General features: G+C 41.5%; 26 protein-coding genes and 2 pseudogenes. 7 read left to right on the top strand and 21 right to left on the bottom strand.

The window, feature by feature from the left end:
- Positions 1 to 229 precede the first annotated feature (229 nt).
- The 3 genes and pseudogenes from D3H55_RS05145 to D3H55_RS25470 all read right to left on the bottom strand — a co-directional run.
- Positions 230 to 640, bottom strand: a complete 411-nt coding sequence (locus D3H55_RS05145; RefSeq protein ID WP_119545839.1) for a Spx/MgsR family RNA polymerase-binding regulatory protein — start codon at positions 638 to 640, stop codon at positions 230 to 232.
- A 46-nt stretch (positions 641 to 686) separates the two neighbouring features.
- A complete protein-coding gene (locus tag D3H55_RS05140; protein WP_240628490.1) occupies positions 687 to 1277 on the bottom strand; it encodes a TetR/AcrR family transcriptional regulator in 591 nt (196 codons plus the stop codon).
- Positions 1278 to 2055: 778 nt separating this feature from the next.
- Positions 2056 to 2610, bottom strand: a pseudogene (locus D3H55_RS25470) (methyl-accepting chemotaxis protein); the annotation flags it as partial.
- A 1358-nt stretch (positions 2611 to 3968) separates the two neighbouring features.
- On the opposite strand from D3H55_RS25470, the gene D3H55_RS23825 reads away from it, so the two are divergent.
- Entirely contained in the window at positions 3969 to 4154 is a 186-nt protein-coding gene (locus D3H55_RS23825; protein ID WP_136035641.1) for a hypothetical protein, read from the top strand.
- Here the strand turns inward: D3H55_RS23825 and mraY are convergent.
- The gene (gene mraY, locus D3H55_RS05130) at positions 4114 to 5100 is read right to left on the bottom strand and encodes a phospho-N-acetylmuramoyl-pentapeptide-transferase (protein ID WP_119545836.1); all 987 of its coding nucleotides are present in this window, start codon (positions 5098 to 5100) and stop codon (positions 4114 to 4116) included. The two genes, D3H55_RS23825 and mraY, sit on opposite strands and share 41 nt — an antisense overlap.
- Before the next feature lie 323 nt (positions 5101 to 5423).
- On the opposite strand from mraY, the gene D3H55_RS05125 reads away from it, so the two are divergent.
- Positions 5424 to 5705 carry a YueH family protein gene (locus D3H55_RS05125; protein WP_240628489.1) on the top strand — a complete coding sequence of 94 codons (282 nt, stop codon included), beginning with the start codon at positions 5424 to 5426 and terminating at the stop codon, positions 5703 to 5705.
- 60 nt (positions 5706 to 5765) lie between these two features.
- Here D3H55_RS05125 and D3H55_RS05120 read toward each other — a convergent pair whose 3' ends face one another.
- The 7 genes and pseudogenes from D3H55_RS05120 to D3H55_RS05090 form a co-directional block, all read right to left on the bottom strand.
- A complete protein-coding gene (locus D3H55_RS05120; protein ID WP_119545834.1) occupies positions 5766 to 6470 on the bottom strand; it encodes a class I SAM-dependent methyltransferase in 705 nt (234 codons plus the stop codon).
- Between the two features lie 39 nt (positions 6471 to 6509).
- A pseudogene (locus D3H55_RS05115) lies at positions 6510 to 6965 on the bottom strand (DUF3916 domain-containing protein).
- Positions 6966 to 7037: 72 nt separating this feature from the next.
- On the bottom strand, positions 7038 to 7400 hold the full coding sequence (locus D3H55_RS05110) for a DUF6054 family protein (protein WP_119545833.1): 363 nt from the start codon (positions 7398 to 7400) through the stop codon (positions 7038 to 7040).
- A gap of 275 nt (positions 7401 to 7675) precedes the next feature.
- Entirely contained in the window at positions 7676 to 8254 is a 579-nt protein-coding gene (locus tag D3H55_RS05105; RefSeq protein ID WP_119545832.1) for a DUF4256 domain-containing protein, read from the bottom strand.
- A gap of 76 nt (positions 8255 to 8330) precedes the next feature.
- Positions 8331 to 8819: a hypothetical protein gene (locus D3H55_RS05100; RefSeq protein WP_119545831.1), complete on the bottom strand. Its 489-nt coding sequence runs from the start codon at positions 8817 to 8819 to the stop codon at positions 8331 to 8333.
- A 320-nt stretch (positions 8820 to 9139) separates the two neighbouring features.
- Positions 9140 to 9430 carry a hypothetical protein gene (locus D3H55_RS05095; protein ID WP_119545830.1) on the bottom strand — a complete coding sequence of 97 codons (291 nt, stop codon included), beginning with the start codon at positions 9428 to 9430 and terminating at the stop codon, positions 9140 to 9142.
- 6 nt (positions 9431 to 9436) lie between these two features.
- Positions 9437 to 10426 (bottom strand): DUF2268 domain-containing putative Zn-dependent protease, encoded by a 990-nt coding sequence (locus D3H55_RS05090; RefSeq protein WP_119545829.1) that lies wholly within the window; start codon positions 10424 to 10426, stop codon positions 9437 to 9439.
- Positions 10427 to 10553: 127 nt separating this feature from the next.
- Between D3H55_RS05090 and D3H55_RS05085 the strand changes: the two genes are divergently transcribed.
- Positions 10554 to 10985 (top strand): hypothetical protein, encoded by a 432-nt coding sequence (locus tag D3H55_RS05085; RefSeq protein ID WP_119545828.1) that lies wholly within the window; start codon positions 10554 to 10556, stop codon positions 10983 to 10985.
- Positions 10986 to 11085: 100 nt separating this feature from the next.
- Here D3H55_RS05085 and D3H55_RS25465 read toward each other — a convergent pair whose 3' ends face one another.
- The 4 genes from D3H55_RS25465 to D3H55_RS05060 form a co-directional block, all read right to left on the bottom strand.
- On the bottom strand, positions 11086 to 11217 hold the full coding sequence (locus tag D3H55_RS25465) for a DUF3953 domain-containing protein (RefSeq protein WP_420808733.1): 132 nt from the start codon (positions 11215 to 11217) through the stop codon (positions 11086 to 11088).
- 168 nt (positions 11218 to 11385) lie between these two features.
- Positions 11386 to 12321 carry a phosphotransferase enzyme family protein gene (locus D3H55_RS05075; protein ID WP_119545826.1) on the bottom strand — a complete coding sequence of 312 codons (936 nt, stop codon included), beginning with the start codon at positions 12319 to 12321 and terminating at the stop codon, positions 11386 to 11388.
- A 255-nt stretch (positions 12322 to 12576) separates the two neighbouring features.
- Complete coding sequence (locus D3H55_RS05065) at positions 12577 to 12759, bottom strand: hypothetical protein (RefSeq protein WP_119545824.1); 183 nt, start codon at positions 12757 to 12759, stop codon at positions 12577 to 12579.
- A complete protein-coding gene (locus D3H55_RS05060; protein WP_119545823.1) occupies positions 12756 to 12941 on the bottom strand; it encodes a hypothetical protein in 186 nt (61 codons plus the stop codon). The genes D3H55_RS05065 and D3H55_RS05060 overlap by 4 nt, the downstream gene beginning before the upstream one ends.
- A 184-nt stretch (positions 12942 to 13125) precedes the next feature.
- Between D3H55_RS05060 and D3H55_RS05055 the strand changes: the two genes are divergently transcribed.
- Positions 13126 to 14067 carry an iron-hydroxamate ABC transporter substrate-binding protein gene (locus D3H55_RS05055; RefSeq protein WP_119545822.1) on the top strand — a complete coding sequence of 314 codons (942 nt, stop codon included), beginning with the start codon at positions 13126 to 13128 and terminating at the stop codon, positions 14065 to 14067.
- A 437-nt stretch (positions 14068 to 14504) separates the two neighbouring features.
- Here D3H55_RS05055 and D3H55_RS05050 read toward each other — a convergent pair whose 3' ends face one another.
- From D3H55_RS05050 to D3H55_RS05040, 3 genes are all read right to left on the bottom strand, one after another.
- Entirely contained in the window at positions 14505 to 15266 is a 762-nt protein-coding gene (locus tag D3H55_RS05050; RefSeq protein ID WP_119545821.1) for a GNAT family N-acetyltransferase, read from the bottom strand.
- Between the two features lie 412 nt (positions 15267 to 15678).
- Positions 15679 to 16494 carry a ZIP family metal transporter gene (locus D3H55_RS05045; protein WP_119545820.1) on the bottom strand — a complete coding sequence of 272 codons (816 nt, stop codon included), beginning with the start codon at positions 16492 to 16494 and terminating at the stop codon, positions 15679 to 15681.
- Between the two features lie 64 nt (positions 16495 to 16558).
- On the bottom strand, positions 16559 to 17167 hold the full coding sequence (locus D3H55_RS05040) for a TetR/AcrR family transcriptional regulator (RefSeq protein ID WP_119545819.1): 609 nt from the start codon (positions 17165 to 17167) through the stop codon (positions 16559 to 16561).
- Positions 17168 to 17391: 224 nt separating this feature from the next.
- On the opposite strand from D3H55_RS05040, the gene D3H55_RS05035 reads away from it, so the two are divergent.
- The gene (locus D3H55_RS05035; protein WP_240628488.1) at positions 17392 to 18861 is read left to right on the top strand and encodes a DHA2 family efflux MFS transporter permease subunit; all 1470 of its coding nucleotides are present in this window, start codon (positions 17392 to 17394) and stop codon (positions 18859 to 18861) included.
- Positions 18862 to 19067: 206 nt separating this feature from the next.
- Here the strand turns inward: D3H55_RS05035 and D3H55_RS05030 are convergent, their stop codons facing one another.
- The 3 genes from D3H55_RS05030 to D3H55_RS23820 all read right to left on the bottom strand — a co-directional run bounded on the left by D3H55_RS05030 (position 19068) and on the right by D3H55_RS23820 (position 23001).
- Positions 19068 to 21905: a sensor domain-containing protein gene (locus tag D3H55_RS05030; protein WP_119545817.1), complete on the bottom strand. Its 2838-nt coding sequence runs from the start codon at positions 21903 to 21905 to the stop codon at positions 19068 to 19070.
- A 272-nt stretch (positions 21906 to 22177) separates the two neighbouring features.
- Positions 22178 to 22612 carry a PaaI family thioesterase gene (locus D3H55_RS05025; RefSeq protein ID WP_119545816.1) on the bottom strand — a complete coding sequence of 145 codons (435 nt, stop codon included), beginning with the start codon at positions 22610 to 22612 and terminating at the stop codon, positions 22178 to 22180.
- Positions 22613 to 22764: 152 nt separating this feature from the next.
- Positions 22765 to 23001, bottom strand: a complete 237-nt coding sequence (locus tag D3H55_RS23820; RefSeq protein ID WP_136035639.1) for a hypothetical protein — start codon at positions 22999 to 23001, stop codon at positions 22765 to 22767.
- Here D3H55_RS23820 and D3H55_RS05020 point away from each other — a divergent pair.
- Positions 22988 to 23950, top strand: a complete 963-nt coding sequence (locus D3H55_RS05020; RefSeq protein WP_136035637.1) for a TDT family transporter — start codon at positions 22988 to 22990, stop codon at positions 23948 to 23950. The genes D3H55_RS23820 and D3H55_RS05020 overlap by 14 nt on opposite strands.
- Positions 23951 to 24343: 393 nt before the next feature.
- On the top strand, positions 24344 to 24907 hold the full coding sequence (locus D3H55_RS05015) for a dihydrofolate reductase family protein (protein ID WP_119545814.1): 564 nt from the start codon (positions 24344 to 24346) through the stop codon (positions 24905 to 24907).
- The last annotated feature ends 211 nt before the right edge of the window (positions 24908 to 25118 follow it).

Below are 25118 nucleotides of genomic sequence, written 5' to 3'. Positions count from 1 at the left end.
AGCTGGGTTTGCTCGGGGTAGCGGCACGTTACATGCTAATCTTACAACTTGGTAGCCAGGTTTACTTTGGGTAAAGGTAGGTTTTTGCAATAGGGAAACTCCTCTTCAAAGCAATTGTCTTTTACAAGGCAGTGTACACCCCCTCATGAAAACATAAGATTCTCAAAAAGATATCTAAATAAAAAAGACTCGTCCTCAGACAAGCCTTTGTTGGATTTTATTAATCGCTTTAGACTCCCCAATCAATCAAATCCCATGAATCAACGTTTTTCATTCTCCAGTTCAGGCGGGATTTCCTCGGAAGGAATTGGCGTATATCTTCGCTGAACCCAGATAAGATCCGCTTTTCATCGACGAGTATCGGACTTTTAAGGAGCTTGGGATTTTCATTGATGATCTCCAGCAGCTCATTAAGAGAAAGTTCATCCAGATTTACATCCAGGTCCTTGTAGAGTTGTGACCGGGTTGCCAGGATTTCATCGGTTCCGTCCTGAGTCATATGTAAGATATTGTGCATTTCACTGGCGGTTATGGGTTCTTGCACAATATTCCGTTCCACGAATGGAATCCCATTATCTTTCAACCACTGCTTTGCTCTTTTAGTAGATCTGCAGGTGCGGCCATACACTGTAACAGTCATTTTACATTCCTCCTATTATTACGTACCAGGAACATTACGGCAACAATTACTTCTTGTATATTCCGAATTTGATTAAATCCATCTGAACTCGCAGATTCTTGATTGCCTCTTCATCCGATAACCGTTTCGATAACTTTTCGATTAAATTATGAAATGCGACAGCGGCAATGATTTGCAGGATCAGATTCAAGTCATTATCACTATTCACGTTGATGGATTGTTTATCGATTAAATTCATCATTTTGTTAAAGTGATTTTGGTCCTCAGAGGAATCAGCCAGATAAGTAAAAGAATTCTCCACTTTATGCGTCGCATACAATAATGCATTTTTTATGAAGTTCTCCTCTTCCTCGTCAGGCATCATCACCAGGAACTGATAATGCATGTCTATGAAAGCTTCAATAATATCCCCATTATGTTCAGTCAATTTTTTCAGGAAATGTTCTTTTCCCACTTTCAACTTTTCGTCCAGTAAATAGAAATAAAGATCGTCTTTATTTTCGAAATATTGATAAAAACTGCCCCTCGGAATTCCCGCAGCCTTCACTATATTCGAAATCGATGCCTCATGCAGAGGAACCCGAGAGAATTCCTTCTCTGCTGCTTGTATCAATATTTTCCGCTTAATTTCTGTCAAGTTAAAAAAAGTCGCATTTGGCATAAGCTCACTCCATGATTATGACAACGTGTCACTTGATGATAGGTTTATTGTATATGACACGTTGTCACTTTGTCAAAAATTTAGTTTGTTTTTTTTCGGCGGGTAATTCTCCAGCTCTGCCTTTTATCCTCTTTGAGGCAGTCGATTCATCCATGCTGTCTTAGTCACTCTATGAACACATTGATTTCCAGCTAAAATCAATTCCACGCAGCCATAGCCACTCTATGACGACATCGATTCCCAGTTAAAACCAATTCCATGCAGCCATAGAACCTCTTTGACCACATCGATTTCCATCTAGAACCAATTTCATGCCTCCATAGACCCTCTTTGACCACATCGATTCCCGGCTAAGACCACCTCCATGCAGCCATAGATCCTCTTTGACCACATCGATTTCCAGCTAAAATCAATTCCATGCAGCCATAGACACTCTATGACGACATCGTTTCCGACTACCCCACCACTCCACGCAGCCATAGCCCCTCTCTCCACAACCGCTATACTTCCATAAGAATCGCCCAACAACGATACTGCCTAAACTAGACCAAACAAAAAAAGCACATCAACTTTCGATGTGCCCAAGTATATAGATTTGTCAGAATTTCACCTAGCTCTGGTTGTTGCTTTCAAAGCAATCCGTAACCCAGGGTTTTCCCCATACATTTGAAAATTCATTTCCAATGATTTTTACATGATATAGGAATTGACCTTTTTAAAATCAAAACTAAGTTTACGAACAAAATCTCCTGCATTACGAATTTCTAACAACGCCGTATAATGACTGGATCGACTCTTCAAGTGTATTGTAATTATTTACAATTTCGCTTGTTTTATTGTTTTGTTCTTCTACACTGGCCAGTACTTCTTCTACTCCTGCAGCGGTTTGTTCGGTTACAGAGGAGACAGCGTTGACCTCTTCTGTTGTTTTCGAGGAGGATGCTTGAAGGGTTTGGACCAATTGATCTATTTTTCCTGCTTGCTCCAAGACCTGCTGGCCGTTGCTGTTGACAAGTTCAAGGACACTCTTTATCTTGGTGGTGTTTTCCTGACTGCTGGTTACCGCGGTTGTACCACTTGCAACTTGATGTACAGCGCTGCTGGTATTTGCCTGGATTTTGGTTAATATTGCAGTGATTTGTTCTGTTGACCCTTTTGAATCTTCGGCAAGTTTTCTAACTTCATCGGCCACTACTGCAAAGCCTTTGCCGTGATCACCAGCCCTTGCTGCCTCAATCGCTGCATTCAAAGCAAGCAGGTTGGTTTGTTCAGAAATATTGTTGATGACCTGGACGATTTCACTGATTTTATCAGTATCCTGGTCCAACTGATTCATCGTATTCTTCGTTTGGTCCATGATTCCGGTTAGATTTTGCATTTCTGCATGCAGGCTGTCGACTTTTTCAGCAGCCTCTCTCGACACTTCAACAGAAGATTCCGTCAGGGTTTTCATTGCAATGGAACCCTCTAAGACTTCATTCACCCTGCCATTGCTCTCTGCCACAAAGTGGTTGATGTCCGAGACACTTTCCGCCTGGTGCTCAATGGATGCTGCCATTTCATTGAAAGTTGAAGTGACATCGGTAGAGATTCTTCCCGAAACCGTTATGTTTTCCTTTAAGCCATGACTGAAGGAACGCAATGAATCGAGTGAGTTTCTAACTTGAATGATCATTCCCTCTGCTTTTTCTTTTGCTGCCACAGCGTCTTTTTCATTCTGTAATGAGGTGTGCTGTAATTTGGCATTCAAGTTTGCCTGGAATATAAGGAAGGATGCAACCAACACTATGTACAAGATCAAGGATACCAGCCCTGAGACACCGTAGTCAGGGAACATTTCATTTCCATGCCGTACAAAAAACAAGATTGATAAAGCGATTTGCAACACGCCGATCAGTATGATGGGTTTAACCTGCTGGTACATCGAAATGACTGCTAAGTTGTAGAAAACCATCAAATAGGTGAGAATATGGGGATTGGATTCGACCATGAAGAAAGTAATCAAAGTCAATGTAAAAATCAACACATACATAACATACTTAACGCCAGTTTCTTTCCAAGCCATAATGGTGCTGATTAATGTAAAAAATCCGCCCACTCCGGCTATGATGGCTAATATTTGCCATCCATTCTGGCTTGAAAGGTTAATCAATAAACTTAAGCCAATAGAGAACCAGCAGAGCTTCACCAGCAGCTTATTCCTATGATTGAGCAGCTCCATTTTATTATCCATTAAGCATCTCCTCAAAGAGTTTTTATAGTTCTCTATTACTATAAAATAATAGGTAAAAAGAACTAACATAGTCTATGCTAAATTATTCCTCCACTAAACACAACTTTAAGTGTGCTATGTATCTCTGATTTATAAGTTGGTGGTATTTTCCACTTTTTTTCTACTAAACAATATTACAGATGCTCTATATAAAAAATGACCTGAAAGCAAAACCTCATATATCTCCGGGACAGAAACAAAAAAAAGAATCTCCAGGCTAAAGACCGTTTTTTTCTAATTTCTATTCCAGTGAGCAAATAAGAAAAGTTCTGTTCTCTCTTGTTCAAAAGCAGCCATGAGAAAACAGCTTTTTATAATCAGCATAGTTATTTTGCCCAAAAGCAGAACTTCTTCAGATATTCCTTTCTATACTATAAATAAAGGAGTTCTGATAAATGGAAATTATTTTCATTTATTTGATTGTCGGGGCATTGATTGCCAGTTCCTTATTTCTAACGGCAGATTACCGGCACTGGTCATTCTTCTTGGTGTTCATTGCTTGGCTACCACTCATGGTCATTGGGATCATTATCGTTTCGTTTATAGATATAGAAAAAATCTCCAATAGGCTAAACATATGAAGGTACAAATCCATGAAATGAATCCAAATGCCGTTACGATTGTGGTTTCGGACCATCCGTATTTCAATCCAAAGTGATAATGAATCGGGGTCATTCTGAAGATGCGCTTACCAGTAATTTTGTAGAACGAAACTTGTAAGATAACCGAAAGCTGTTCAGCAAAGTAAATAAAGAACAGTACAGGAATGAGTATTTCAACTTTTTCTATAACCGCAAGAAAGGAAAGCGACCCTCCTATTGCCAATGATCCCGTATCCCCCATAAAAGCTTTGGCTGGATATATATTATAAATGAGGAAGCCGAGTAAACAACCGATCATGATTAAGCTGAAAACCTGAACCTCTGCCTTGTCTGAAACAATAAAAAAGAAAAAATACGTTGGGATGGCAACAACCCCCAGCAGCCCGTCTAAACCATCGGTGAAATTTATCGCATTTGCGGAACCTACGACAAATAAAGTAATGATGATGACATACACCGCCATATGTAAATTCAAGGAGACTTCATTAAAAATTCCAATACTCGTATCCACCCCTAATACCGTGATGACATAGAAGAGCAGGGAACCTGTAAATACAAATTGAAACATCAGTTTGGTCTTCCCGGATACTCCTCCAGGATCCTGGCGGGATGCTTTCCAAAAATCATCCAGAAACCCTATAAAACTAAATAAAATATAAACGACAGCCAGGAAATACATTAATGGGCTTGGATAGACTATAAGGGAAATGATGACCCCGATGAATAGAATCATGCCGAACATTAGCGGAGTTCCTTTTTTCAACTGGTGGTCTGAAGGAAGTTCTTTTCTTATCGGCTGCAGGAGTTTTAATTTCTTCAGGACACTTATTAATAATGGAGATAGTATTGTAACAGCTGCAAAAGCAATTAAGGCCGGGATAATTAGATCGCTCACATTTTGGACTCCTTTTCTCTTTTCAATCATTCAAAGATTTCTATAAATCTCCTTCTATTACCTCTTTTTTTATTACTATATATCTATTTAAAGATGCCTGAAAAAATTACTATATTCCTTGGATCCGCTCGCAACTGTAATAGGTTATTTAAAAATATTCAACTTCAAGGAACTTTTCGGGAGTGAAGAAAAACTTTTCCCTTCACTTCCTGGAAACCTTATTTTTCCACAGAATGTATTGCCGATAACTGTACTTTCATTCTTTTCTTCGGTATTCATTTAAGGAGAAATACTCTGGGAACCCTCGGTCTATCGCTTTAAATCAGATGAAAATAATGGTATACTCTATTAAAATGAGTGATATATTCAAGAAAGATGGTGACGACATGATTTCCTCATATGAAAAGATTACAATTTCAGGCAATAAGTCTGCAGAGGTTTTCTTGTTCCTGACGCCAGACAACCGCTTCATTGTTTCCATTCCTGCCATCCATTGGTCTGCTGAGTTCAAGCAGGAGAAAAATGAAAAATTTCAAACCGAGAAGCTCCGTTCTTCTCTTAACTTTCATTTATTTGAAGGAAATACAGATGAATTGGTTACTGCCATCAATAGGCTGGCTGATAAACATTCATAAAAATGATAAATATACATTAAAAAAAACAGCTGGCTTGCTGTTTTTTTATTTTGCAGCCTTTCACCTTCTGGCTTTCACTATCAAAAATTGTGGGGCCGTCATCAATTTATCATAGCTTTCGGGCGAGATCCGTTTGAGCATAGCGGTGGGTTCTGGTTCTAAAACTTCTTCAATTGAAAAATAGTTGATTGTCATATTAAAGATGTCATGAAGCGGCCTTCTGTAAAATGGGACTTCATGGATTCTGCCTTGTTTTTTCCATTTGTCTATAATCAACTCGGTTGAAAAATAGTGAGGTTCCTTCAACAGTCTTAGGTCTGTCAAGGGATGGTGTACAGAAAACAAGAATTCTCCTCCAGGTTTAAGGATCCTTCGAAATTCACTGAAGACTCCTGTCCAATCTTTAATATAATGAAGAGTCAGTGAGCTTACAATCAAATCAAAGCTGTTCTCTTCAAAAGGAAGATCAGAATCCAAATCAATGCACAAGATTTCTGCCTTATCCCCTGTTCGCCTCTTCGCGGAGTCCACCATTTCCGGACTGATATCCGTCGCCGTCACTTCTGCTCCCCTGTCGATTAGCTGTTTAGTATACCATCCAGCTGCACAGCCTGCATCGAGTACCTTTCTTTCCTGTAAATCCTCTGATATCATGTTCATCATCGCTGGTCTTTCATACTCGATATTATATAAGCCATCCGTATCAATTGAATTCTCATAAATGCTTGCCAACTTGTTGAAAGTCGACTTCACTTTGTGTTTCATTGAAAGACCCACTTTCATTTTTATGTTTACATAATAATATTATAATTCACCTATAAACCATATTTCCCTTTCGTATATAACACCTTCATCTTTAATCAATTCTAGATATCCTTTACAATTCAAAACCGGGGGAATATCGACATGCCATTCTCTTTCAAAATCTCTGTCAGTTGAAAGAGGAATCCACCTCTAATCCTCACTATCCCTATCAAAGAAGCAATTAAAGTATGTACTGCCTTGAAACACGATCATTTGTGAATTCCACATTGCAGGCAGATCAATCGCTGCCACCACTCGCAGTTCTTCATTTGAATGAGGCTTGATGCTAATTAGATGTTCCACTCTTTTAATCATCGTTTCAATGCATTCTTTCTTTACTTTGAAAGGTGTTTTAGGAGAAGAAATGAAACACTGAGATGCCGGCAAAGCTGCATTCCAGTGATTATTGATGAAATGATCAGGAAACTCTTCCGTATGCTGCACAATTCGTTCCATTAATTTCTTCTTTTTTCGTTTTAGGCCCCTGATTTTCTTTACACGCATTTACTAGGCTCCTTTTTAATGAATCTATGAATCTTCCTTAACCTCCAGAATATGGGACTCCAAGGTTTTCCTGATCGGCTTCATGAAACTCTTGCCAGCTCCCCATCCAATATTGAAGATTCCAGCGCCGTTTCCAGTGGATATGCATTTGATGGTCGTCTCGCCTTCAAAGTTACTGACTGTGACCGTAAGGGAGGCGGAACTATTGTTCCTGAAAAAATATTTTTCAAAAACCAGGATTGCGATGGCTTGTTCCTCTTTTCCGTCGCCATTGGCTACTTTATAGTCCTGAAAAACCAGGGATTCTTTCATTTCTGCATCCCCCAAAATTAACGACACTGACTCAGCTGGACCGATCCCAACCGTTAATTCCATAAAATTTTTCATCTCATTACTCCTTTTTATGATTTTATAAGGCTCTTTTCGAAAACTTTGTTGCTATTCAATATAAATTTTAAATAATATCCTGGTAAATCCCCGTTAAAACCCCTGTGAGCAGGAAAGAAAAGAGCTGCTCGTTCTTTTTTCTAGAGAAAAACCTCTGAATACAGGGGATAAATCCGGCACCTGGGATTTTTCCGAAAGCAACAATATATGTGAAAACAGCCTTATATAAAGAAAAGCTGGAGAACTTTTCTCCAGCACAAACATTGTTAAAACGATCAGACCTTCAGTGCACCCCGGAATCCCCTCGCAGCATAATAGGAATCTGCGCCATTATGATAGACGAAAACATTGCCGAAGCGGTAGTCGCAAAATAGTGCTCCGCCAAGTCCCCGGATGTCATCCGGAGTCTGAACCCAGCTGGACGTCTTTTTATCAAAGGCTTCCAGCTTTTGCAATTCGCGGTATTGGTCTTCTGTCAAAAGCTCAATCCCCATTGAAACCGCCAAATCGACTGCGCTGGTTTCCGGCTTATGTTTCTTCCTTGATTCCAATGCTTCGCGATCATAGCACACACTCCTGCGGCCTTTTGGGCTTTCTGCTGAACAGTCGACATAAGTGTACTCACCCGTCTTTTCGTCATACTGGACAACATCGGGTTCACCGCCCGTCCTCTCCATTTCACTTAAAGACCATAATTTACCGCCGCTTGCTTCCAGTTTTGCCTGAACGTCCTCCCATTCCATCCCTTCATGCCGATGCATGTTTTTCTCAAACCGGGTTTTTAATGCATTCAGTAGGTCTTCCCGCTGTTCCGGAGACAGTGACTTGTCATTTATCTGCTGGCTGCTTGTCATCTTCATTCCCCCTTACGATTATTACTTTTAGTATAACGAACTTTCGGCATTTTGATAACTTGCGTCAGCCGAGATCTTACCTTCCATTCACCATGTCCTCAACGAATGCAAGCAGGCTTTTGTAGTATGAATCCCCTTTTAAAAATTGCGAAACGGTACTCAAAGGTGAAATCACTTCATCCATTGCTTTCGAATAAAGGACCGTTTCGCTCTCTCTTTCAAGTCCTTTTACGGCATGATTGGATGTATGCCGAATCACAGATTGAGCCTCATACCATTGAAAATCCCGATCTAGCCTCCTTTTGATCACTTCCCCAGTATAAGCACCGATGCGGGAAACAAAGTTTTGGAAGTGGTCATACAGCAGGTCACTATCATACTCCCTGTTCTTTAACCTCATAATATACGCATCCACTATCCTAAGGCTTTCCAGGCTGTAATCCAAATTCCTTTTCGTCAGGTTTTCCTGGTCCCAAGGGTCCTTGGACACGTCCTCGTACATTAATCTTGCCCTTCCTTTCAAATCATCTTTCACTAGTTTTTGCTTTTTAACGAATCCAAACATCTTTAATAATCTCCTTTTCTCAGTGTCCCGGAAGCAGTCATCGCCCTACTTGCGGCTATTGGTAAATCATCAGACCATCGCTATTCAATATAAATTTCAACTACTATCCTGGTATAACGCCGGAAAAACCCATGTGAGAAGGAAAGAAAAGAGCTGCTCGTCTTTTTCGAGAGTAAAAACTTTGTCTACAGGGGAAAAATCCGGCTCTTGGGATTTTTCCGAAAGCAACAAGATATGCGAAAACAGCCTTCATTTAAAAAAAGCGGTTTATTTGAATCTATCAAAGCCTTCCAGGAAATAGCCGCAATTCTTATCCGCCTTTACATAAAACTAACAATTATCCCTGCGATGGATAGTGCAATGATCAAAAGGATCATAATCAGGATCAGTGGTGCAATGTTCTTTAGGAACCCAGATTCTTTACGTTTGTGTGCCATGATACTGAAAATCAAGCTTAGGATGCCGGTGATGATTGACGTAAAAAAAAGCACCTGTAACATAATGACTATGGTTCCTTCTGGATTGTCAGGGGCAAGCTCATAAGAAAGGAATAAGGTTAAGGCACAAATGACGCTGGATATAGCTGATGATTTGCTGAATTTTTCCTTCATGCTTCATCACTCCTCCCGGGACTGTATTTCGTTTTCAAGAAGGTCTGGGTAATCGCTGCCCCGGACTATTTCATCCCCGGTCATGGTGGTCCATTCCCCAACAGGCACTTCCGGATGATTTTTCAGGAAGCTTTCAGTAATCTTAAAGCCCATTTTGTAATTCGCCCACATAGGAATTCCTTTCTTAAAACTGCCTTCTTGGAATTCAAAATAAATCTCTGAGCTGGTTGAATCCTTGTTATTCCTTAGGTATTCTAGGACGGCTTTCTCTTCTTCAGGTTCCATAGGCTCTGTCCAAGGGGCAGCCACACCAGGGAAGACAGAAACAGCAAAGGATTCTGCCTTTCCTTCAAAAACAATGCTGTTTAATAGATTCACACCTTTTGGATCCACTTCGAGAAAAATGGAGTGGTGATATTCATGGGCGACCACATATTCCAGCATCTCTTTTTCGAACTCAGGCGCCAGCATAAGGAGGATGACATCTTTACTGATTGTCACTGCTCCCGCACCATTCAAATAGGAGGAGACACTGGAGTCGTCAGGATCCGCAGGCCTTACCACAATCGTCTTTTTATCCCCGGATAATTTCCCGGCTGATTTTACAAGGGCAGACTTTATGATTTCATTGATTTCATCCTGGCGTTCCAGAAGTTCCGCTGTATTTTCTTTTATAGCCTCTGCCTTCCTGGTCGGATAAAAATAAGGTGTATAATCCATTCCGCCGCTCAAACTGGCATCTTCTTCATTCATATAGCTTTGAAATGGCTGGATAACTTTTGTAAAGAGTTCGCCCTTATTATTCAGCTCCGGATTCTCTTCTGCATTTTTTGAATAATCCAGGAACTCTTCATAAAGTGGTACAATCGTGAATTGCTGGCCGCCCTCCTCGAATTCCACCTTCTTTTGGGAAGGCAGGTCCTCCTCTTCGTGAGAACAAGCCGCCGTCATCAGGAGCAGCAGCAAACCCACTATCGTTCTCAGCTTCTGTTTCATTGCATACCTCCTAATAAACAGGATTCTATCAACGTACCAGTTTTTCTTTCTATCATAAAATCCATTGACATATCCTCCAGGTTTGGAATAATAAGGATAACACTATCTGGAAAGGGAGTGATCGATCATGTCAACTAAACGTACGTGGGGATTGACATTCTTCATCAGTCTTGGGATCTTGCTCGCGCTTTATGCCATCCTCGACTTTCAGTTCGTCAGGTTTGAAGTAAATGAACAAAATCAGCTTGTTATGTATGATGGTTTCAGCGGACCAATGACGCATGTGGCTGATGTCAGCGATAAGCAGGAAAGCCTTTCTGTGTTAGATAAGCATGTAAAAGCATTTAACACCTGGATTCTCTTTGGTCTCGGTTTGGCTGCGTTTTTTATCGCATCATACTGGGTATTGGCCAGTGACGCCTTAAAGGAGAACCAAATTAAGAAGAAATACCTCCGCTGGACTTTCGGTTTGAATGCTATTGCAGCAGCTGCAGCCATATTCATCTGGGTAAGGTACTTCCACCTGGTGAATGATGCCTATAATAACGTATTTTTCTAGAATGATTGAACGGCAGGTGAAATTCCCATATGGAGTTTCCCTTTTTTTATACTTATGATAAAGATTTTTTTTATCCCAAAGGTTGAAAATTTCAGCCATCTTATAAAGTATAAAAGAAAACAAACATAAGGAACGCCGAAGTCGAGAAGTAAAGAATAGAAGAAAAATTGATCTTCCCCTTCACTTCATCTATTCCGAGCATCAGCATCAAGATACCCAGAAGAACTAACATATATGGTTGAAAGTCGGATGTACGGTTGAAGATAAGGCTGTAGGTTGAAAATGCCATTACAATTACAGCTATGCATATTTTTATTACTGAAAAGAAAATCGCGACCACTCCTATTACTTTGCTTATGGTTTACTTTTTGACTTTGTTTTTTTACAAGAATTCAAGTTATTAAGCTAGAATCGGCTGATTGAATTCCAACCTCATTCGCTGCAGGTTCATGATTCTTATCTGGTCTTCTGTCAGCGATTCAGGATCCAGATACATATGCATCAAGCTGTACTCGAACAGCTGTTTCAATTTCATGAACAGGGGTAGATGCTTTAACATCTCTGCCGGAATTTCCTTCTCTTTCATATATCCTTCAATTACAGCCGCCGTAATCTCACGCCCATAATCCTTAATATTGCCTCCACCTGCATAGGAATATTCCAGCGCGCTGTAAATGGGGACAGCAAGGTCATATAGATAAAAATGCTTCTCACAGTCTTGAAAATCAATAAATGACATATTCGAACGGCTGTCCATCAAAACGTTTCCCAGCCATATATCACCATGGAGCAAACCGTAATCAGAATCATTCCTTGGGAGGTTTTTCACGGAACTTACTGCTTCTTCAGCAATATCCCTTATCGACCGCTCTTCTTCCGGAATATACTTAAAAAAAGAATACTCATCATTCATATGCCAGTCATTGATATACCGAATTGGATAGGCTTTTTCAAATTGTCGGGACAAGTTGTGCAGCTTTCCGATTTGAGCTCCGAGCCTCTTGAAAACCCCTGCATTCCATTCCTTTCTTGGCAGGTGCACAACAGGAGCCGCCTTGTATAGAACGGCTAAAACCTCCTTGTCCAAAATTATTTTTTCAATCACATTCCCGTTTAGAGAAGAAACTGTCTTGGATGTGCCAAAACCTTGTTCATAGAGAAAGTCAGTATATGCTACTTCTTCCTGTTGTTCTTCGCAGGTCTTGTAGTTTGTCATTCTTGCAAAATAGATGCCTTGTTTACTATAACATTTGAACATTTCATCAGTGACTGCTTCCATGTGAGTAAAATTCATGCAATATAATTCATTTAACCGGCTAAGTATTATACGTTCCATAAATCCTCCTTCTTCTTCTTGTAAGGAAACGATTCCTTTAACCGTACAAAGTGCTCAAAATAATATAAAGGAGTACCTTTAAGTTTAATAACTAAATGAGACGGAAGATAAACGGAATCCGGCTTTATTTCTCCTGCTCCTTGTCCAGTGAATCTTCCCTTTAATGAGTGATCCGCCCAGACTAGAAAGTATTTGTCTATGCCCCTTATTAGGTAAGTACGTTTCAAAGGACCAGCAGGTTTCAATAATCCCCTCTCAGTTTTCAATATGACTTTGCTTTTTGGCAAGATACAAGCTTATAGCCGTTAAAAGGATGCCTGCGACTCCCACAGTAAACACGGCTATATAAAAATCCCCATCGCGAAAAAAGCGGATCATAAACCCTCCGCCGAAAATGACCATCAGCAGAATTCCGAAAAAGAAGGCAGGTGTCTTCATTTTTCAACCACCCCGCCTGACTCTTTTTCAAATTTGATAGAAAAGTACAGAGTCAAGATCACACCGAGCAAAACGATGCCGATGCATATCCAAAGGGGTAAGTCCAATTTAAAATAAGCTGCCGTTGTTGCTCCGATAATGGTGATCCACTCACAGACTAAAAACGGTTTTATGTATTTCATCAGTAATCCCGCCTTCATTTCTTTTTATGATTAGACGATGAACCAGACGTTTAGGTTTCCTTATTGATTACTTGCTTTTGAAAGAAAAATTCAAACTTTTAATTGACAATGATTATCATTGTTAGTATATTAAATGGTGTAATGATAATGATTATCAATATTAATTAGAAAGAGGGAAGCAAATGTGAAAAAGATACTTTTTACCATCCTGCTCTTCGCTGTATTCATTCTTGGAGCATGCGGAGCAGAAACCTCCAGCGGCAATTCCACAAAAGCTGAAGCTGAGGAATCAAAGGCTGAAGAAACTTCAGAAACGATTACATATCAATCGGAAAGCGGTCCCGTCGAAGTCCCTGCTGATCCTGTCCGTATCATAGCATTATCCAGCGCTCCCAATGTTCTGGCTTTGGATGGCAGGATTGTAGGCGTTGATGAATGGACAAACAAAAATCCATTGTTTACAGATAAGCTTGACGGTGTGGAGGTCGTCTCAGATGAGAGCATCGAGAAGATCCTTGAACTTGAGCCTGATTTGATCATCGTCGGATCCCACAACAAAAACATTGATAAAATGAGTGAAATTGCTCCCACCGTTGCTTTCACCTGGGGAAAATTGGATTACTTATCCCAGCAGGTTGAAATCGGCAAGCTGCTGAACAAAGAACAGGAAGCAAAGGACTGGGTGAAAGACTTTACTGCACGTGCAGAAGAAACCGGCGCTGCGATTAAAGAAAAAATCGGTAAGGACGCCACTGTCTCCGTTTTCGAATATGATGCAAAGTCAGCCTATGTCTTCGGGAACAACTGGGCAAGAGGAACGGAATTGCTCTATCAAACAATGAAGCTGGAAATGCCTGAAAAGGTAAAAGAAAATGCGCTGGAACCCGGCTATTACACATTAAGCCATGAGCTTCTCCCAGAGTTCTCCGGCGATTACATCGTGTTGAGCAAAAACCAGGATGGTGATGGTTCATTCCTTGAGACAGAGACATGGAAGACAATCCCCGCTGTAAAAAATAACAGGGTGATCGAGCTTGATACAAAAGCGATTACATATAGTGATCCTATTACTCTCGAATATCTTCTCGATATTTTCAAGACGGAATTCCTTGAAAAAATGAACTGATAGATTTTTTAAAAGCAACCGCTGGCAGTGAATGCAAGCGGTTGTTTCATTTAGGCTCTTTTCGTAAACTTTGTTGCTATTCAATATAAATTGGTATATCGTCGGAAAAACCCATGTGAGAAGGAAAGAAAAGAGCTGCTCGTTCTTTTTTGAGAGTAAAACCTTTGTACCGAAAGCAACAATATATGCGAAAACAGCCTTCATTTACTATTTTCGATTGTTTGTCCAAGCACTTTTCTTATTCTTTCATACATTATTAATAGAAAGAGAGGTGAAAATAGCTTTTCAGGTTTGGACAGCCCCTCATCCGCACAGGTCCGCAAATCAAATGCCGGTTCTGTAAAGGGTGGTTTTTCGGTGCACGGCACTTCCTTCATTTTATGATCGATGATGATGACGATAGTAAAGACATCCTGGATCGGATGTCTCTTTTTGCGTTACAGCAATTCTAATTCTTTCAAACGTTTCATTGCCGAGTGAACCGTGAGTCTATGAAAAGACACCAATTTTCTTTTATAAACCACACCGTATACACCATAAGGAGTCGGCGACAGCCTTAGTAATTCTTCCCTGTTATTCATGTTTATCACTTCAGGCTTTATCCCTAATTTCCCTGCGCCTTCCATTATATTATCGGTCGCTGCCTCAATGAAAGGACACTGCCAGGTGCGCAGAATTGTCAACTCTGTGAATGTTTCAAGCCTCTCCTCCCAATCAGTTGGAAAGTAAGGATCTGCGGAATTACCGAATTTATGGACAAACAATTGAAAACCATATGGTGCTTGATCGACTTCCAAAAATCCATTTTTCATAAAAATTTCTTTGCTCGGTGTCCAGGAAGTTTCGGGATTTGTTATGACAATAACCCCATCTTTATGCTGTTCCCTGGCATCCTGGATACACTTTTGGATCAGTTTCGTGGCATATCCCTGACCTGGAATACTTACCCACAAACAATGGATGACAGAATAATTCTCGCCATACACGACCCTCGAAGAAAATTCAATTGGCGTATATTCGATGAAACCTGCCTGCTTATAATTCTCGGTTATTTTTATGTACTTCATTCCCTCTTGGAACCTCTCGGAAAGCCACTCATTTTTATTAAGATAACCAGCTGACTTGGGCTTGCTTCGAAGGCAGTAGCAGCCCCTCTCTTCCAATGATTCATTATTTAACTCCACCATTTCAATCGCCATTTACTCTCCCCCTTACTGCCATCTCTTTGCGGGGGATCCCCGCTTGGCAACAATATATTAGTAATTTAGTTGATTACTGATGCTTGACTCTGGAACATTGAATACACTCAACTGAAAGAGAACCGTTAAACATATCTTCGGTATTAGAGCTCAACTCGCCTACAAATAAACCGCTCATTCATACACATCTTCGCCATTTGGCCAACACTCACCTGCAAATCCGTCCTGCATTCATACACTTTTCCGCCATCTGACCCCAACTCACCTACAAATCCACATCCTATTCCTACACTTCTCCGCCAACCAGGCTCCACTCCCCTGCAAATCCCCCTCCAAACTAATCACTTCATTACCCGGCCAACAAAAAAAGACACCGTGGAATCCAATCCTCGGTGCCATAACAATGAAAATTCTACCCCAATGCCACATCCAAAATCATCATCAGGACGAACCCAACCATCAAGCTCATGGATGCCAGGTCCTTGTGGCCATTTTCTTGTGAACTCGGTATAACTTCTTCCGCGACGACGAATATCATCGCCCCCGCTGCAAAGCTCAAGGCATAAGGCAGCAAAGGCTCGAAGAAGGCAACTGCCAGCGCGCCTATGACGGCCGCAATCGGTTCGACCATACCTGAGAACTGTCCGTAGAAAAAGCTTTTTCTGCGTGACATCCCGTCTCCCCGAAGCGGCATGGAAACTGCCAGGCCTTCGGGGAAATTCTGGATCCCGATTCCCAGCGCCAGAGTGACGGCTCCTGCGAGTGATGCCTCTGCTCCTCCATTGGCCAAAGCCCCAAACGCTATCCCGACGGCAAGGCCTTCGGGGATATTATGAAGTGTGATGGCCAGGACCAGCAAGGTGCTTCTTTTTCGTTGTCTGGTATGATAGCCTTCCGCGCCGCTAAGAGGACTATTGGGATGAAGATGAGGCAGGACCTTATCGATTCCCCATAGAAAAATGCCGCCTAACAAGAAGCCTGCCGCAGCCGGAAACCAGGTTCCCAGCGGGTTATCTTCTGACAATTCGATTGCGGGACCGAGTAAAGACCAATAACTGGCCGCAATCATGACACCGCCGGCAAATCCCAGCATGCTGTCCAATAATCGCTGGTTCATCGTTTTCGTGGCGAATACAAGTGATGCTCCCAACGCGGTCATCAACCAGGTAAATAATGTAGCAATGAATGCCTGTGTAATTGGATTGAATTGTTGAAAAAAGTCTACCATTGAATGGACTCCTTCTACTGAATGTTTACCTCAGGAAACATTTTAGCTATAAGTAAACTGACAGTCAATTATTTGAACTTTCATTGTCCAGCCCTCTTTTATGAATTAAATAAAACTGTCTAGCCAGATATGCTGGTGTATACGGCATATCATTCCGCAGCCAGGCTTCGACCGTCCCTATCACAGCTGCTGCGTCATACCATAACAGAATTTCCTTCTGGATCCCGGCACTTTTCACAAACGAATCATTGCTTCGGCTGTCGATCCTCTGGACAAGCCATTCGCTCAGGAAATTCAGCAAACGTTCCTTAAATATCGGGATGCCCCTGGAAGCCAGGATGGTTTTGTAGAACTTTGCATTCCCGGCAATATGTTCAAGGAACCTTTCCAGCATTTTCATGTTCTCTTCATCATTCGATGATTGGTTGGCTTCCGGCTTTCCTAATACTGCAGAAACTTCCAGTATCATCTCGGCGGCCATTTTTTCCAGCATATCAGAGATGTCTTTATAGTGAAGGTAAAACGTGACACGGTTAATTGTCGCCTTTTCCGCCAGGCGGTTTACTGATAATTTTTCAATATCTGTTTCCTGCAGCAAATCGACAAATGCATCCTTAAGCAACTGTCTGGTCCGGAGAATCCTTGGATCGATATGTTTTGAATGTTTATCCATTTCCCATTTCTTCCCTCTCTTTAAACAAAATAGACTACCTGAATAAATCTGTCTTATTTTACTCAATTAAACTACATATATGAATGATTCGTAAACTAATTGACAGATTATCAATTACTGTAGGTTGTCGGGTCGATTTTTTACTTTTATAATATAATTTATGCGTTGTCAACTATACTACATACTGTAAATTAAGTTTGCAACTGATTGAGAGGAGAATGAAATTGAGTCACAGTGCAGCAACAGACAGCAGTTCACTGAGAAAAGGCCCGATTATGACTATCATGATCCTTGGTGCCTTTTTCACGATTTTTAACCAAACGACAATGACTGTCGCCCTTCCTAAGTTAATGGAAGCTTTTAATATTGATGCCTCTACAGGGCAATGGCTGACAACGGGGTATATGCTTGTAAACGGGGTGCTCATCCCGGTCACTGGGTTTCTAATGAAGCGGTTCACAACCCGGCAGCTGTTCCAGACATCCATGGTGATATTCCTGATCGGTACAATTGTATCCGCTGCTGCCCCGAGTTTTTCAGTCTTGCTGACTGGAAGGCTTATACAGGCAGCTTCGACGGGAATTACAATGCCTTTGCTGATGAATGTGGTATTGTCGCTCTTCCCTCCTGAAAAAAGAGGGACTGCGATGGGGACGGTCGGACTTGCGATCATTTTCGCTCCTGCCATCGGACCTACATTGGCGGGATACGTACTTGATGTTTATCCATGGCAGACATTATTTTACGGAATGATTCCATTCATTTTGATCATAATCATCTGTGGTTATATCTTCCTGAAAAATGTTTCAGATACCACTATGAGCAAGATTGATGTCATCAGCTTGATTCTTTCCACCATAGGATTCGGTGCACTTCTTTATGGTTTCAGTGAAGCTGGAAGTGAAGGATGGGGCAGCCCGGTGGTCATCGTAATGTTAACGGTCGGTTTGATTGCGGTCGGACTATTTACCCGGAGGCAGTTGACAGCTGAAGATCCGTTCCTTGATTTGAGGGCGTTCAAGTTCAATATGTTTTCGCTTACGACGATCATTAACTGTGTGATCACGATTGTCATGTATGCGGATATGATCCTTCTTCCGCTTTATCTTCAGAATGCCCGCGGCTTCACCGCTTTGGAAGCTGGAGTCCTGATGCTTCCGGGAGCCCTTTTGATGGGATTGATGAGTCCTGCTGTCGGAAAGCTATTTGACCGTTTTGGCGCAAAATGGCTTTCCATCATCGGGATTGCGATCATTTTGGGAACGACCTATACTTTCACCAATTTGACGGACTCGACGAGCTACAGCCATTTGATCTTGATGTATGCCGGCCGCCGGATTGGGATGGCATTATTCCTGATGCCGATCCAGACTGCCGGTTTGAACCAGCTTCCCGCAAGCCTTCATGCACATGGCACGGCCATTTCCAATACCGCAAGGCAAGTGGCGGGAGCGATTGGAACCTCCCTGCTCATCACCATCATGACGAACCGGACGAAAGACCACCTGCAGGATATGATGGCTGGCGGATCTGCAGGGGAAACACAAGCCCATATGATGATGGAAGCCTCCATTCAGGGAATCGGCGATACTTATTTTGCCATCATGATCATCGGTCTTGTCAGCCTCGTGCTTTCCTTTTTTATAAAAAAAGTTGCACAGGCACCTGAAAATGCCGTTGCTTCCAAAGGTTAAACAGGAAAAAGGAGAACCATCCCACACATGGTTCTCCTTTTTTCATGTTCTTTCCTAATACTTTCTAATGGCAGTGATCTACTTGGAAAATCCGGGTATCTCGAAAGAATAACGCCTCTCTGATTTTAATCAATCCCTGGCAGACTGGGGGAATCCGGCTGTCGGCATTTTCTTCTAGGAGCAATTGATGGGAAGCACCCTATTTTTTAAAAGTTATTTTTCACTAATGACTCAAATTCTTTCACAGGGACGGGTCTGCTGTAAATATACCCCTGGATTTGATCACAGCCATTTCCCTGGAGAAAGGCCAATTGTTCTTTCGACTCCACCCCTTCTGCCACGACATTCAATCCCAGTCCATGTGCCAACCCTATTAGACTGGCTGTAATGACGGTGTCTTCTTTCTTAGCGGGTACGTTCTTTATGAATGACTGATCGATCTTCAATGTATCGAAGGTGAAGTTATGCAGCTGAGATAATGCAGAGTACCCCGTACCAAAGTCGTCCAGTGACATTTTCACACCCATCTCCTTCAGTTTATCCATCGTATTCCTGACTACATCGGAATAATGAATAAGGGAGTTTTCAGTAATCTCCAATTCAATCCATTGAGGCTCGACACCATATTTCGTGATATAGGAGGTAACCAGTTCCACAACATCTTTCTTCAAAAAGTGCTGTGGCGAGATATTGATGGAAATCGGCACTAATGGATGGCCGTCTGCGGACCACTGCTTCAGCTGTCTGCAGACATCTTTCAACACCCAGGTTCCGATTTCCGTGATAAAGCCGCTGTCTTCTGCAATCGGGATGAATTCTGCAGGCGAAATCATCCCCCATTTCTTATGGTTCCACCTTAGAAGTGCTTCCGCGCCTGTAATTCTCTCTGTCTTTGCATCCACTTTCGGTTGAAAATACACCTCAAACTCATCATCCTCCACAGCCTTTCTCATATCTGTTTCCAGGCAGTATTTGCGGTAAGATTCCTGATTCATTTCGCGTGTGTACAATTGGTAGGTGTTCTTTCCGCTGTTCTTGGCATAGGATAAGGCGGTATCTGCATTCTGCACGAGAGAATAGGAATCTTCGCCATCTTCAGGGTAGATGCTGATCCCGATACTGGTGGAAATGAATAAATCGTAATCCCGGTATTTGAAAGGTTCCTCCAGTATCCCGATGATTTCTTCAGCAGCCAGGGACGCTTCTTCTGGAGATTGAATCCCGCGGATACAGACAGCGAATTCATCGCCGCTCAATCTGGCTATAAATTGATTGTCGGAACGGCTTTGGAGCCGACGCGTCACTTTCTTCAACAATTCGTCTCCGACATAATGGCCAAGCCGGTCGTTTACGAATTTAAACCTATCCAGATCCAGATACAATAACGCAAAAGACTGTCCCTGTACCTTATGGCGGGCGATTTCTTCCTCGATGCTTTCCTCGAACTTCCTTCGGTTCGGCAGGCCGGTCAAATAATCATGAAAGGCTGCTCTGTACAGCTTGTCTTCCGCTTTTTTCTTTTCTGTTATATCCCACATGATTCCGTCAAGCCGAATAAGTTTACCGTCCTCATTGATAAACGGGATTGCCTTTACGTCGATCCAGGTTACATCTGCAGAAGAATGTTGAAAACGGTATTGTTCAACTATTTCTTTTCCTTCCCGGACATCCTTCATGATGCCTTTGATTTTTTTAACGTCATCAGGATGGATGCATTCATCCCATAATGAAGGAGTAGTAAGGAACGTCTCTAATGAATAGCCGCATAACTCTTTAAATTCCTCTGAGCAGAAAAGTACGACTTTATTTTCGATATCGATCGACCAGATGATTTCATTCAGGCTGTTATAAATCGTTTGTGCCTGGATCTCGCTTTGTTTAAGCTTCTCTACTGTCTTTCTGTACTTTGTAATATCATGGATGGTTCCGATCATCCGGATCACCCTGTTGTTTTCGTCACGGATGCAGTTACCTTGTTCATGGACAACCCTTACAACCCCATCCCTTCCAAGGATCCGGTACTCAAAGCTGAAATCCTTTCCAGAATAAAAAGCATCCATGCAATTCTTCTTGAAGCTTTGCGCGTCATCCCGATGGACCATGGAAAGGTAGTTCACTAATGAGGCTGAACATTCACTTTTATCCTTGACTCCATATATTCTGTATAATTGATCTGACCAGGCGGCTTCCCCTGTCAACACATCATATTCCCAATTTCCGACATTGCTGACGAATTGAACGAAATTCAGGTCCTCCTGCGTCTTTATCAGTTTTTCCTCATACACTCTGAAACGGGTGATATCCTTTGCAACCCCCAGGACTCCTGTGATGGCAGCTCCGTTTTTGATGGGGATGTTTGTCATGTGAATGTCCAACTCTTCATTATTGTTATTGATGAAAGAAGTGTTGAAGCTTACTGACTGTCCGGACAGAACTTCCTGGAACTTTTTCCTTGCCTCGTCTCTGCTCCCCGGAGCAAGAAACTGATAGAAGGGCCCTGTCAATTTTGAATTGGAAAGACCAGTGTATTCTTCAATGATGTCATTACAGGTTTCTATATTTCCATGCAAATCCAGCATGAATACCGCATCAGGATGAAAACGGAACAAAGAATTGAACTTTTCTTCCTTTTCTATGATTTTCTCTTTCAGGACTTCTTCTTCGGTTTGGTCCTTTATAAACATCATTATTCCTGATACTTCTCTGCCTTGCACCAAGGGCACCGCCTTTATTGCCGCCATCAGATGTGTGCCTTTGTTTATATGTATAACGCACCGAGTGTGATGCGTCTCTCCCTCCCTTACCTTCGCCAGAAATCGCGCTGCATGTTCTTGATATTCGTCCGCTATTAGGGCAGGGAACGATTCCATGTTTTTGCACCCGATCAGATTCTGAGCTGAATCATTCAGTATTTCTATCTTAAAGTCCTCATGATTCAAAATCATTGCCGGATCTGGATGATGTTCAAAAAAAGCCTGGTAAACCGCCATTTCATCTCTTCGGTACCCAGTCCTATTGGAAATTTTATTATCGTTTTTAACCACTAACCAGAACCCCTTTTCACTTTTTCTGCAATCTGAGAAGCATACTATTACTATATCGAACAGTTTCTAGGAATTTTTACCCATCACTTTCATTAAAATATAGTTCATTATTAGTCCAAACGGGTAACCATTCGATTAAATTCTGAAATTCCAGGGATATAAGAAATCAGTCAACCTTTTGAACAAAATAAAAAGCAACGAAACCGACGAATGTATCCTCAATTGGAAGCAAAAGAAAAAAGACATGGATACGCCCATGTCTTGTAACTTACTCAAATAAAATATTGATCTTTACGGTATGCCACTGCATCCATGACAGCAATCTGGTTTACTCCATGGCAAACCTCGATCCTGTAGAAACCGGTCCTGAAGTTCCTTCTGACCTCCGCTGCTGCAGCAGTGATTTTGTCCCCAGGCATTGCGGCTGCCATGAATTGAACATTGGTTGAAAGGCCGACAGATGTCCTTCCATAGGCATTGCAGGCAACGGAAAAAACATGATCAGCCAACGCATACATGACCGCCCCATGAACCGTTCCATGGGCATTCACCATATGCGGCTGCACTTCCAGTTCTGCTTCCGCCATCCCCGGCCCAAATCTGGTCAATTCGATTCCTAATGACCGTGCATAAGGATCATTTTTCACTTTTTCATAAATATTATCAAAATTCTCTGCATGCATTTGCTGCTCATCGATTTTCGTCATGTCCCTCTCCCCTTTGATTCTTTTTCCGCCATGTTTGAAAGGATGTCTGTTGGCATTTCCCTGTATTTCTTGTATCCTTTAAGAGGCAATGAATCATAAAAATTTTGCTATAATGCTCTGTTCGTTAACTTTGTTGCTACTCAATCTAACTTTTAAATAATATCCTGGAAAATCGACATAGAAAGCCCAAAAGCAGAAAAGAGCTGCTTTTTCTTTTTCAAGAGTAACACCCTGGAATATTGGGGAAAAATCCTACTTGGGATTTTTCCAAAAGCAACAAAATATACAATACAAATTTCTTTAGAGAAGTGAGTGCAAGTGCTAAACCCTTTTAATACATTAAAAATCATCAATCCTTCTGCTGGAGCTGCTGTAATGGCAATCGGCATTTTTTTGTTCGCATCAATCGATAGGATACCATTTCTGGGTGATGCTGCCGCCATCCTTGTACTTCCCTATCTGTTTATTTCCTTGATAATCTTCCTTTCCATTATTGCTCAGGTCCTGCAGCCGGATTTTCTTACACCTTTTATCAATAACCCAGTTAACTCCTTTGTCATGGGGTCATGGATTGCCGGTATTTCCGTCGTCTGCAACGTCGTTCTGAAATTCTATCCTGAGGCAGAAGATATTCTATTATGGATTGCTGTGTGCAATTCGGTTGTGTTCTTTTTGTTTCTATTCTTTTATCTTCGCAACATATTTAAGTTATTTAAGGGGCGTTTGAAGCACGAAGTCCATGGAGTCGTTTTATTATCGACCGTGTCCACGCAGTCGATTGTCATCCTGTGGATTGAACTTAATCCTTCGCTGCCGTATATTATCTCAGCCGCCGGGATAGCAGCCGGCCTATGTTTCTATATTGCGGGTACGGGCTTGATTCTCGCACGCTTCTTGCATTTAAAGGACTGGTCGCTTGCTGAAGATTGGGCAAACACCAATTGTATCATTCATGGCGCGCTTTCCATATCAGGACTGGCTTTAACCCTATCTCATATCCTACCGCCAGTATGGTTAATGAGATACTGGCTCATTGCCCTTTTCTTTTTTGCCGTCATTGAGGCCATTGAAATGGCAAGGGCTTATAAACGCATGCAAATCTACGGATGGAGAAAAGGATTACTCACTTATCAAGTCAGCCAATGGTCACGAAACTTTACGTTCGGCATGCTGTTTGCATTCACAAACACGCTTGTGAATGACCCATTCTATACAGGAGTCCATCTTCCATTTCAATCCTTACTCATAACCATTCTGCCATGGGTTGTCTTTCTCCTGCTCATACTTGAAATTTGCCTTTGGATTGATTCAAGGCTTTTTGAAAGGCTCTTTTCGTAACTTTGTTGCTATTTCACTAAAAATCTAAATAAAGTCTTGGAAAATCGCCGTAAAACCCCTGTTGAGAAGGAAGAAAAGAGCTGCTCGTTTTTTTTGAGAGTAAAACCTGAATACAGGGAAAAAATCCGCCACCTCGGATTTTTCCAAAAGGAACAATATATAGGTAAACAGCCTTTCCATTAGAAGTAATAGAAACAAACGAATTGTTCCATTCTTTCTGCATGCTAGTCTGTGTTAAAATAAGGATATAAATATTGAAAATTCAGATAGATAGTACGGATAGTAATTTCTGTAACTTACATAGTGCCTTTGAAAGAAAAGTGCTCCTCTTCCTGATGAGAAATAAAACCTTATCCCTGAAAATAGAAACCATTAAGGAGATGTAATGCTGTTATGGATCGAGAACCAAGAAAAGTAATATTAGATTTGGCCGTTACCTTAGATGGGTTTATCGAAGGACCCAAAGGTGAGGTAGACTGGTGTATCATGGATCCCGATATGGACTTCAATCATTTCTTGGATAAAATAGATACCATCTTATATGGCAGAAAAAGTTTTGATTTATGGGGCCGCTATATACCGGATGCTGATGCTGATGAAACAGAGAGAGAAACCTGGGAATTGGTTCACAGTAAAAAGAAATACGTCTTTTCAAGAACACAGAATCATACAGCAAATGATGTTACGTATATAAGTAAAAATATTAAAGAGGAAATGTTCAAATTAAAGAATCAGCTCGGCAAGGACATCTGGCTGTACGGCGGGGCGGATTTAATCACCACCTTTATCGATCTGGAACTGGTCGATGAATTCAGATTATCGGTCCACCCCATTGTTTTGGGAGAAGGAAAACCTTTATTTAACCACGTTAAGCAAAAAGTAAATCTCAAGCTTATTGAGACCACAAGTTTTTCTTCCGGCGTAGTTCAGCTGCGTTATCACCTTGATGGAAAGTAATGACTACCCAACAACCCAATATTCTTATTGACCAAAAGATTCGCCATTGTGCGGGTCTTTTTGCTTTGCACCCATTTAGTAAAAGTTATTTTTGGAGAGCTGTCGGGTTACTGAAAAATTCCTGTTGCCGGATGCTCCAGGGGATCGCAGCCATTTTTCGGTTTCAGAATGGAAACCAACTCCCTCATTGAATAATGTCCTCTTTTAAGGA

The sequence above is a fragment of the Bacillus salacetis genome (genome assembly GCF_003581585.1).
In the GTDB taxonomy this organism is placed as follows: Bacteria; Bacillota; Bacilli; order Bacillales; family Bacillaceae_B; genus Rossellomorea; species Rossellomorea salacetis.
Note: the sequence above shows the minus strand (reverse complement) of the source record. Positions and strands in the feature narration are given on the sequence as shown.

Bases quoted from the DNA above. Each gene is read 5' to 3' on its own strand.
- D3H55_RS05105 (WP_119545832.1), bottom strand. From the start codon at position 8,254: ATGACAAGCAGCCAGCAGATAAATGACAAGTCACTGTCTCCGGAACAG.
- D3H55_RS05050 (WP_119545821.1), bottom strand. From the start codon at position 15,266: ATGGCGATTGAAATGGTGGAGTTAAATAATGAATCATTGGAAGAGAGG.
- D3H55_RS05085 (WP_119545828.1), top strand. From the start codon at position 10,554: ATGTCAACTAAACGTACGTGGGGATTGACATTCTTCATCAGTCTTGGG.
- D3H55_RS05020 (WP_136035637.1), top strand. From the start codon at position 22,988: ATGGCAATCGGCATTTTTTTGTTCGCATCAATCGATAGGATACCATTT.
- D3H55_RS05110 (WP_119545833.1), bottom strand. From the start codon at position 7,400: ATGAAAAATTTTATGGAATTAACGGTTGGGATCGGTCCAGCTGAGTCA.
- D3H55_RS05145 (WP_119545839.1), bottom strand. From the start codon at position 640: ATGACTGTTACAGTGTATGGCCGCACCTGCAGATCTACTAAAAGAGCA.
- D3H55_RS05025 (WP_119545816.1), bottom strand. From the start codon at position 22,612: ATGACGAAAATCGATGAGCAGCAAATGCATGCAGAGAATTTTGATAAT.
- D3H55_RS25465 (WP_420808733.1), bottom strand. From the start codon at position 11,217: ATGTTAGTTCTTCTGGGTATCTTGATGCTGATGCTCGGAATAGATGAA.
- D3H55_RS05015 (WP_119545814.1), top strand. From the start codon at position 24,344: ATGGATCGAGAACCAAGAAAAGTAATATTAGATTTGGCCGTTACCTTA.
- D3H55_RS05125 (WP_240628489.1), top strand. From the start codon at position 5,424: ATGAGTGATATATTCAAGAAAGATGGTGACGACATGATTTCCTCATAT.
- D3H55_RS05045 (WP_119545820.1), bottom strand. From the start codon at position 16,494: ATGGTAGACTTTTTTCAACAATTCAATCCAATTACACAGGCATTCATT.
- D3H55_RS05060 (WP_119545823.1), bottom strand. From the start codon at position 12,941: ATGAAATACATAAAACCGTTTTTAGTCTGTGAGTGGATCACCATTATC.
- D3H55_RS23820 (WP_136035639.1), bottom strand. From the start codon at position 23,001: ATGCCGATTGCCATTACAGCAGCTCCAGCAGAAGGATTGATGATTTTT.
- D3H55_RS05065 (WP_119545824.1), bottom strand. From the start codon at position 12,759: ATGAAGACACCTGCCTTCTTTTTCGGAATTCTGCTGATGGTCATTTTC.
- D3H55_RS23825 (WP_136035641.1), top strand. From the start codon at position 3,969: ATGGAAATTATTTTCATTTATTTGATTGTCGGGGCATTGATTGCCAGT.
- D3H55_RS05040 (WP_119545819.1), bottom strand. From the start codon at position 17,167: ATGGATAAACATTCAAAACATATCGATCCAAGGATTCTCCGGACCAGA.
- D3H55_RS05100 (WP_119545831.1), bottom strand. From the start codon at position 8,819: ATGTTTGGATTCGTTAAAAAGCAAAAACTAGTGAAAGATGATTTGAAA.
- D3H55_RS05075 (WP_119545826.1), bottom strand. From the start codon at position 12,321: ATGGAACGTATAATACTTAGCCGGTTAAATGAATTATATTGCATGAAT.
- D3H55_RS05095 (WP_119545830.1), bottom strand. From the start codon at position 9,430: ATGAAGGAAAAATTCAGCAAATCATCAGCTATATCCAGCGTCATTTGT.
- D3H55_RS05120 (WP_119545834.1), bottom strand. From the start codon at position 6,470: ATGAAACACAAAGTGAAGTCGACTTTCAACAAGTTGGCAAGCATTTAT.
- D3H55_RS05090 (WP_119545829.1), bottom strand. From the start codon at position 10,426: ATGAAACAGAAGCTGAGAACGATAGTGGGTTTGCTGCTGCTCCTGATG.
- mraY (WP_119545836.1), bottom strand. From the start codon at position 5,100: ATGATTGAAAAGAGAAAAGGAGTCCAAAATGTGAGCGATCTAATTATC.